Genomic DNA, 7,186 nt, shown 5'->3' on the forward strand with positions numbered 1-7,186 from the left:
CCGGGAGGGCCGATGAACGCCTGGTTCGTTGCTCTGCTGCTTGCCCTCGGGGCCTGGCTGGCCACCGCCTGGTGGCACAGCCGCAAGCCGCTGCCGAGGGGCCTCCACGTGATCGGCCCCTGGCGCCGCGCCGAGGGGCTCGCGCTGCTGCTGGACGAGGCCTTCCACGACGCGAGCGGGCAGCTGCAGCGCCGCCGGTGCATCTTCGCCGAGTGGCAGCGGCTGATCGACCAGGCCCGCCGCCTGGTGGTGGTCGACCTCTTCATGCTCGACGACGGCCCCCTGGGACGCTCGCTGTGCGAGGCCCTGATCCGGCGCAAGGCCCAGGTGCCCGACCTCGAGACGCTGGTGCTGGTGGATCCCATCAACCACTGCTACGGCGGGCGCCGCGCGCCCCAGCTCGAGGCGCTACGGCGGGCCGGCATCCGCGTGTCGATTTGCAACCTGGGCCCGGGCCGCGACCCCAACCCGAGCTGGACGGCCCTGTGGCGCGGCCTGTTCCGCCCGCTGGGCAACTCCCCGCGGGGCGGCTGGCTGCCCAACCCGCTGGGAGCGGGCCGCGTCACCCTGCGCACCTACCTGGCGCTGCTCAACCTCAACGCCAACCACCGCAAGACCCTGGTGGTGGACCAGGGCGACGGCTGGCGGGCGGTGGTGAGCTCCGCCAACGCCGATGCCAAGAGCCAGGACTACCGCAACGCCGCCCTGCGCCTGGCCGGGCCCGCGGCCCTGGACCTGCTGCACAGCGAACTGGCCCTGGCGCGCCAGTCGGGCTTCACCCCCCCGCCGCGCTGTCCCTCGCCGCCCCCGGCCGAGCCCGATGTCGCCCTGCCCCGCCTGCGCCTGCTCACCGAGGGCGCCATCCGCGATGCCCTGCTGGCGATCCTCCGGGACGCCCGCCCCGACGAGACCCTGGAGCTGTGCGCCTACTACCTGGCCCACCGCCGGGTGATCCGCGCCCTGATCGCCGCCCACCGTCGCGGCGTGACCCTGCGCCTGCTGCTCGACCCGAACGAGAGCCACTTCGGCCGCGCCAGCCCTGGCATCCCCAACCGCCAGACGGCCCGGGAGCTGGCCCGCCAGGGGCTGGCCATCCGCTGGAACGGCAGCGCCCGCTCCCATGCCCACGGCAAGTGGCTGCTGCGCCACGGCGGCGGGCGCGAGGCACTCCTGCTGCTCGGCTCGGCCAACCTCAGCCGGCGCAGCCTCGACGACCACAACTTCGAGGCCAATATCCAGCTCGAGGCCCCCGACGACCATCCGCTGATCCGCCAGGCGCGGGAAAGCTTCGCCCGCTACTGGCATAATCGCCACGGCGAATGCCACAGCCGGCCCTTCCAGGAGCACGACGACGCCACCGCCTGGCGCTACTGGCGCTACCGCCTGATGGAGGCCAGCGGCTGGTCCACCTTCTAGGAACCTCATGAGCACCACAGCCCACCGCGACCTCTACCACGCCTTCATCGACCAGGGCCTCGACGCCTGGCTGGCCCGTCTGCCCGAACAGCTCGCCGCCGGGCTCGACCGCCAGCGCTACGGCGACCTGCCGGCCTGGGAGAAGGCGGTGGCCAAGCTGCCGGCCTTGCCCGCGGAAAGAGCCGTGCGCCTGGATGCCGATACCGTCAGCGTGGCGCTGGCGCTGGACGCCAGCCGACGCCGCCAGGCCGAGAACCTGTTGAAGAAGCTCGCCCCCTGGCGCAAGGGGCCCTATGAGCTCGCCGGTATCCCGATCGACACCGAATGGCGCTCCGACTGGAAGTGGCGGCGCGTCGCCCCACACCTGGCGCCGCTGGCCGGCAGAAAGGTCCTCGACGTGGGCGGCGGCAGCGGCTACCACGGCTGGCGCATGGCCGGGGCCGGGGCGGCCTTCGTGCTGGTGATCGACCCCTCGCCGCGCTTCTTCTGGCAGTTCCAGGCGGTGCGCCACTTCGTGGGTGACGCCGACGGCCACCGCACCCACTTCCTGCCGGTGGGCATCGAGGCGGTGCCCGAGGGGCTAGGCTTCTTCGATACGGTCTTCTCCATGGGGGTGCTCTACCACCGCCCCTCCCCGCTGGAGCACCTGTGGCAGCTCAAGGGCGCCCTGCGCCCCGGCGGCGAGCTGGTGCTGGAGACCCTGGTGGTGGAGGGTGACGCCACCACCGTGCTGCTGCCCGGCGAGCGCTACTCCGCCATGCCCAACGTCTACTTCCTGCCGTCGTCGGCCGCGCTCTGCCAGTGGCTCGAGCGCTGCGGCTTCACCGACGTGCGGGTGGTGGACGAGGCGGTGACCACCACCGACGAGCAGCGCGCCACCGAGTGGATGACCTTCCAGTCCCTGGCCGACTTCCTCGACCCCGAGGACCCGACGATGACCCGGGAGGGCTACCCCGCCCCCCGCCGCGCCGTGGTCATGGCCAACAGGCCCAGATAATCCCTAACGTCTCAAGATTACCAGCCAGCGCCCCAGGTTGAGGATGCTGGCCAGCGACGCCGCCACATAGGTGAAGGCGCAGGCGGTGAGCACATGGCGGGCGCCGGGCATGTCGTAGGGCGGGATGTACTCCTTGAGCAGCGGCAGGGCGCGCTGGAAGCTGGCGTCGAACTCCACCGGCAGGGTCACCAGGTGCACCAGCGCCGCGGTACCGAAGCTGATCACCGCCGCGGCCACCACGATGGCCAGGCCGCCGGGCAGGCGGGTGAGGATAAACAGGAAGGGGGCGGCCATCATCAGCACCGCGCCGAGCTTCTCGGCCTTCTGGGCCACCGCCACCAGCCGGGAGCGGGCCAGCAGCGGCGCATAGCCCTGATGGTGCTGGATGGCGTGGCCCACCTCGTGGGCCGCCACCGTCACCGCGGTGAGCGAGCGACCGCCGTAGACCTCCGGCGAGAGCCGCACCCGACGCGCCTCGGGATCGTAGTGATCGCCCTGGTCGGTGGGCTCCACCTTGACCCCCTCGATGCCCAGCCGGCGCAGCAGGTGGTCGGCCAGCTCCGCCCCGGTGCCGGGGTAGTCGTCGCGGCCACGGGCGTGGCGTTTGAGCACCCACTGGGCCCAGAGGTTGGGCAGCAGGAAGATGGCCAGCAGCAGGGCAACGGCGAGTACGATCATCGAGGCGGGACTCCGGGTCGGCTGTGACGCTTTGGACACAGCCTACCTGAGCCGGTTTCACCCCTCATCGACGCAGGCCTGGCGCACCGCCGACAGGTCGGCCCGGGAGATCCAGCCGTGCCGGTAGGCATGGGTCGCCATGGCGACGCTGTCGGCGGCCAGGACCAGCTCGCAGTCGCTGTGCGCGATCTCCTGGCGCAGCCGTTCGATGGCCCGTTCACGGTCGGGCTTGTTGTCGACCCGGCGAATGTAGATTGCCTTCACCCGTCCGGGATGCTCCTTGACGATACGGGTATAGACCTCGGGGTCGCGCTGCCCGCTGTCGCCGATCAGCACGCAGGGCAGGCCCTCCATCATCGTCAGCATGCGGGTGATCAGGGCATGCTTGTGGCCTTCGGCCCGGCGCGGCCAGGGGCGGCGCCAGGAGAGTCCCCACTCGCGCAGGAACAGGATGGGCCCCACCGGGATGCTGTTGAGCTGAAAGAATGCCTCGAGCATCTCATAGATGCTCCAGGGCCCCTGGGAGACGTAGAGGATCGGGCGCCTGGCGTCACCCTCGGCACCGGCGTGAAGCGCCCGATAGAGCGAGGCCACGCCGGGAAAGGCGGTACGCTGGTGGGCCTTCTGCACGAACAACCGATAGAGCATGCGCAGCCGGTCGGCAACCCCGGTATACATCACGGTGTCGTCGATATCGCTGATCACCAGCAGGTCGGTCTCGGACGGCGGGATATACGCCTCGGCGTAGCAGTGCACCCGCTCATCGCCCCGGACCAGCTGCAGCTCGGCCTGATGCCAGACGCGCTCCTGCGGCAGCGGCGTCTCGAGGGGCAGGTGAAGGTCGAAGAAGCCGTCGCGGTCGGTGGTCGCGGTGGTCCGATTGGCGCCCAGGCGCGCCTCCACCCGGACGCCGGACACCCCGCGGCGAGCGAGGCGGCGCACCACGTCGGCCACGTCGCGCAGCATGCCATGGTGGGGAATCGCCCGCCCCAGGGCAGCCTGGTGGAACACCCGCCCCATCAGGAAGACCTCCCGACGGGAACCATAGCCGCGGTAGGGGTGGACCACGATGCCACCGCGGCCGAGGTCGCGCTTCATCGGCCGGGTGATGAAGTGCAGCAGGCGCCTGACCCGACCGGCCGAACGTCGCCCGGCCCCCATCAGGCGCCCCGCTCCGGCGCGCTTCGGCCTCGGCTCGCGGCCGCCCTGGTGTCCTGCCCTGTGCGCATCGGTGACCTCCCGCAGCTGATGACTGGCATCGCAGTGCTCCGAATGACGGCGTGCCGCCCCTGTCGGCGGAGGAAGAGGGGACGGCGCTGCCCCCTGAACAGAGTAGCGAAAAGCGACGCCCCGCTACAGTGAGCAGCTCGCGGATGTCCCTGGCCTCCCAGTGGGGGAAGTACTTGCGCACCAGGGCGTTGAGCTCCAGCTCGAAGCCGGCCCAGTCCACCTCGGTGGCGCGGCTCGACTCGCCCTCACTCTCACTTTCGACTACGGCGCGGATCATGCCCGCCCCCACGGTGACGTTGGAGAGCCGGTCGATGACGATGAAGCTGCCGGTACCGGGGCTCTTCGCATACTCGTCCAGGGGCACCTCGGCGGTCAGCCCCACCCGGCAGCGGGCGATGGCGTTGAGCTCGAGGCGCTCGGCGGGGTGGCGCGCCAGGGTGTTGACGTCCACCTGATGGAGGATCTCCTCCACCTGCCCGGCCACCGAGCGGCCGGCCAGGCGGATATCCACCTGGCGGCCCGGCTCGAGGGGCTGCTCGTGCATCCACACGATGTCCGCCTCGAAGGCATGGGACATCGTCACCTCGGCGTCCGCCGCGACGATCCAGTCGCCCCGGGAGATATCGATCTCATCACTGAGCGTCACGGTGATCGCCTGGCCCGGCCAGGCCTCCTCCAGGTCGCCGTCCCAGGTGACGATGCGCTCCACGGTGGAGCGGCTACCCGAGGGCAGCACCTGGATCGCCTGGCCCGGGCGCAGCACGCCCGCCTCCAGGGTCCCGGCGTAGCCGCGGAAGTCGAGGTTGGGGCGGTTGACGTACTGCACCGGCAGGCGCAGGTCGGTCAGGTTGCGGTCGCGGCTGATCTCGACGTTCTCGAGCAGCTCCAGCAGGGTGGGCCCGGGTTTTCCATCGACACGGTACCAATCCAGCGCCTCGCTCCGGTTGACCACGTTGTCGCCCTTGAGCGCCGAGAGCGGCACGAAGCGGATGTCGCGGGCGTGGAGCTTCTCGGCGATGGCCCGGTACTCCTCGACGATCTCGTCGAAGCGCGCCTGGGAGTAGTCCACCAGGTCCATCTTGTTGACCGCCACCACCAGGTGCTGGATGCCCAGCAGGTCGGCGATGAAGCTGTGTCTTCTGGTTTGCGTTTGCACCCCATGCCGCGCATCGATCAGGATGATGGCGAGGCTCGCCGTCGAGGCCCCGGTGGCCATGTTGCGGGTGTACTGCTCGTGCCCCGGGGTGTCGGCGATGATGAACTTGCGCTTGTCGGTGGAGAAGAAGCGATAGGCCACGTCGATGGTGATGCCCTGCTCCCGCTCAGACTGCAGGCCGTCCACCAGCAGGGCGAGATCGACCTCCTCGCCGGTGGTCCCCACCTTCTTGGAGTCGCGGGTGATCGCCGCGAGCTGGTCGTCGAAGATCATCTTGGAGTCGTGCAGTAGTCGGCCGATCAGGGTCGACTTGCCGTCGTCGACGCTACCGCAGGTGATGAAGCGCAGCAGGTCCTTGTTCTCGTGCTCATGCAGGTACTGCTCGATGTTGTCGGCAATCAGGGTCGATTGGTGTGCCATCAGAAATACCCCTCGCGCTTCTTCTTCTCCATGGAGCCGGCCTGGTCGTGATCGATGGCGCGGCCGCTGCGCTCGCTGGTACGGGTCAGCAGCATCTCCTGGATGATCTCGGGCAGGGTCGCGGCGGTGGACTCCACCGCGCCGGTCAGCGGGTAGCAGCCCAGGGTGCGGAAGCGCACCGAGCGCTCCTCGGGCACTTCGCCTTCGGCCAGGGGCAGGCGCTCGTCGTCGACCATCACCAGCATGCCGTCGCGCTCCACCACCAGGCGCGGGGCGCTGAAGTAGAGCGGCACGATGGGAATCTGCTGCAGGTAGATGTACTGCCAGATATCCAGCTCGGTCCAGTTGGAGAGCGGGAAGGCGCGGATCGACTCGCCCTTGTTGACCCGGGCGTTGTAGAGGTTCCACAGCTCCGGACGCTGGTTCTTGGGATCCCAGCGGTGGAACTTGTCGCGGAAGGAGAAGACCCGCTCCTTGGCGCGGCTCGCCTCCTCGTCGCGGCGCGCGCCGCCGAAGGCGGCGTCGAAGCCGTACTGGTCCAGCGCCTGCTTGAGGGCCTGGGTCTTCATCACGTCGGTATAGCCGCTGGAGCCGTGATCGAAGGGGTTGATGCCGGCGGCGCGCCCCTCCTCGTTGGTGTGGACCAGCAGCTCCATGCCCGCCTCGGCCGCCATGCGGTCGCGGAAGGCGATCATCTCGCGGAACTTCCAGGTGGTGTCCACGTGGAGCAGCGGGAAGGGCGGCGGGCCGGGAAAGAAGGCCTTGCGCGCCAGGTGCAGCATCACCGAGGAGTCCTTGCCGATGGAGTAGAGCATCACCGGGTTGGCGAACTCGGCCACTACCTCGCGGATGATATGGATCGACTCCGCCTCGAGCTGCTGGAGATGGGTCAGTCGCTGCGGCGACAGCCCGGGACGCACGCTGGCGTCCTGGGCAGGCGACGCGGAGGTCGCGCTGTGAAGTGCGGTCATGGCCCGGCTACCTCGCATGACGATGGGCATGGAAATCATGCGGGTCAGGTTAACGCCGAGCCAGTAATAACCCAAAAGAATTAATAGCGATCTTTTTATTCCCAAAAAATCATTTTCCACCCGGGGTCACAGATCGACCCGCTCGACCCAGGTGACAAGATCCGTCTCGCCCAGGTCCATCACCCGATAGCCGGGACGCGAGGCCTCGTCGATGGCGAAGGTTTCGGCGCCGGCGAGGAACTGGTCGGTGGTAGAGGGGCATCCGTAGACCGCCACCTCTCCCGCCTCCAGCCGCCGGTGGCGGGCGAAGGCCTGGTG

General features: G+C 69.5%; 5 protein-coding genes and 2 pseudogenes. 2 read left to right on the forward strand and 5 right to left on the reverse strand.

Annotated elements, in window-relative coordinates; genetic code table 11:
* The first annotated feature begins 12 nt into the window (after positions 1-12).
* Both J5F18_RS15730 and cmoB read left to right on the forward strand, forming a co-directional pair.
* Positions 13-1,416: a phospholipase D-like domain-containing protein gene (locus tag J5F18_RS15730; RefSeq protein WP_346299505.1), complete on the forward strand. Its 1,404-nt coding sequence runs from the start codon at positions 13-15 to the stop codon at positions 1,414-1,416.
* A gap of 7 nt (positions 1,417-1,423) precedes the next feature.
* Entirely contained in the window at positions 1,424-2,413 is a 990-nt protein-coding gene (cmoB, locus tag J5F18_RS15735) for a tRNA 5-methoxyuridine(34)/uridine 5-oxyacetic acid(34) synthase CmoB (RefSeq protein WP_346299506.1), read from the forward strand.
* A gap of 3 nt (positions 2,414-2,416) precedes the next feature.
* Here cmoB and J5F18_RS15740 read toward each other — a convergent pair whose 3' ends face one another.
* The 5 genes and pseudogenes from J5F18_RS15740 to J5F18_RS15760 all read right to left on the reverse strand — a co-directional run.
* Positions 2,417-3,091, reverse strand: coding sequence for a zinc metallopeptidase (locus J5F18_RS15740; protein WP_346299507.1), 675 nt, complete (start codon positions 3,089-3,091; stop codon positions 2,417-2,419).
* A gap of 57 nt (positions 3,092-3,148) precedes the next feature.
* Complete coding sequence (locus J5F18_RS15745; RefSeq protein WP_346299508.1) at positions 3,149-4,189, reverse strand: phosphatase domain-containing protein; 1,041 nt, start codon at positions 4,187-4,189, stop codon at positions 3,149-3,151.
* Positions 4,190-4,451: 262 nt separating this feature from the next.
* Positions 4,452-5,897 (reverse strand): annotated as a pseudogene (gene cysN, locus J5F18_RS15750) (sulfate adenylyltransferase subunit CysN); the annotation flags it as partial.
* Positions 5,897-6,868: a sulfate adenylyltransferase subunit CysD gene (cysD, locus tag J5F18_RS15755; protein ID WP_346299509.1), complete on the reverse strand. Its 972-nt coding sequence runs from the start codon at positions 6,866-6,868 to the stop codon at positions 5,897-5,899. The gene cysD and the pseudogene cysN, both read right to left, overlap by 1 nt.
* A 126-nt stretch (positions 6,869-6,994) precedes the next feature.
* Positions 6,995-7,186, reverse strand: a pseudogene (locus J5F18_RS15760) (phosphodiesterase); the annotation flags it as partial.

The organism is Halomonas sp. BM-2019 (genome assembly GCF_017584085.1).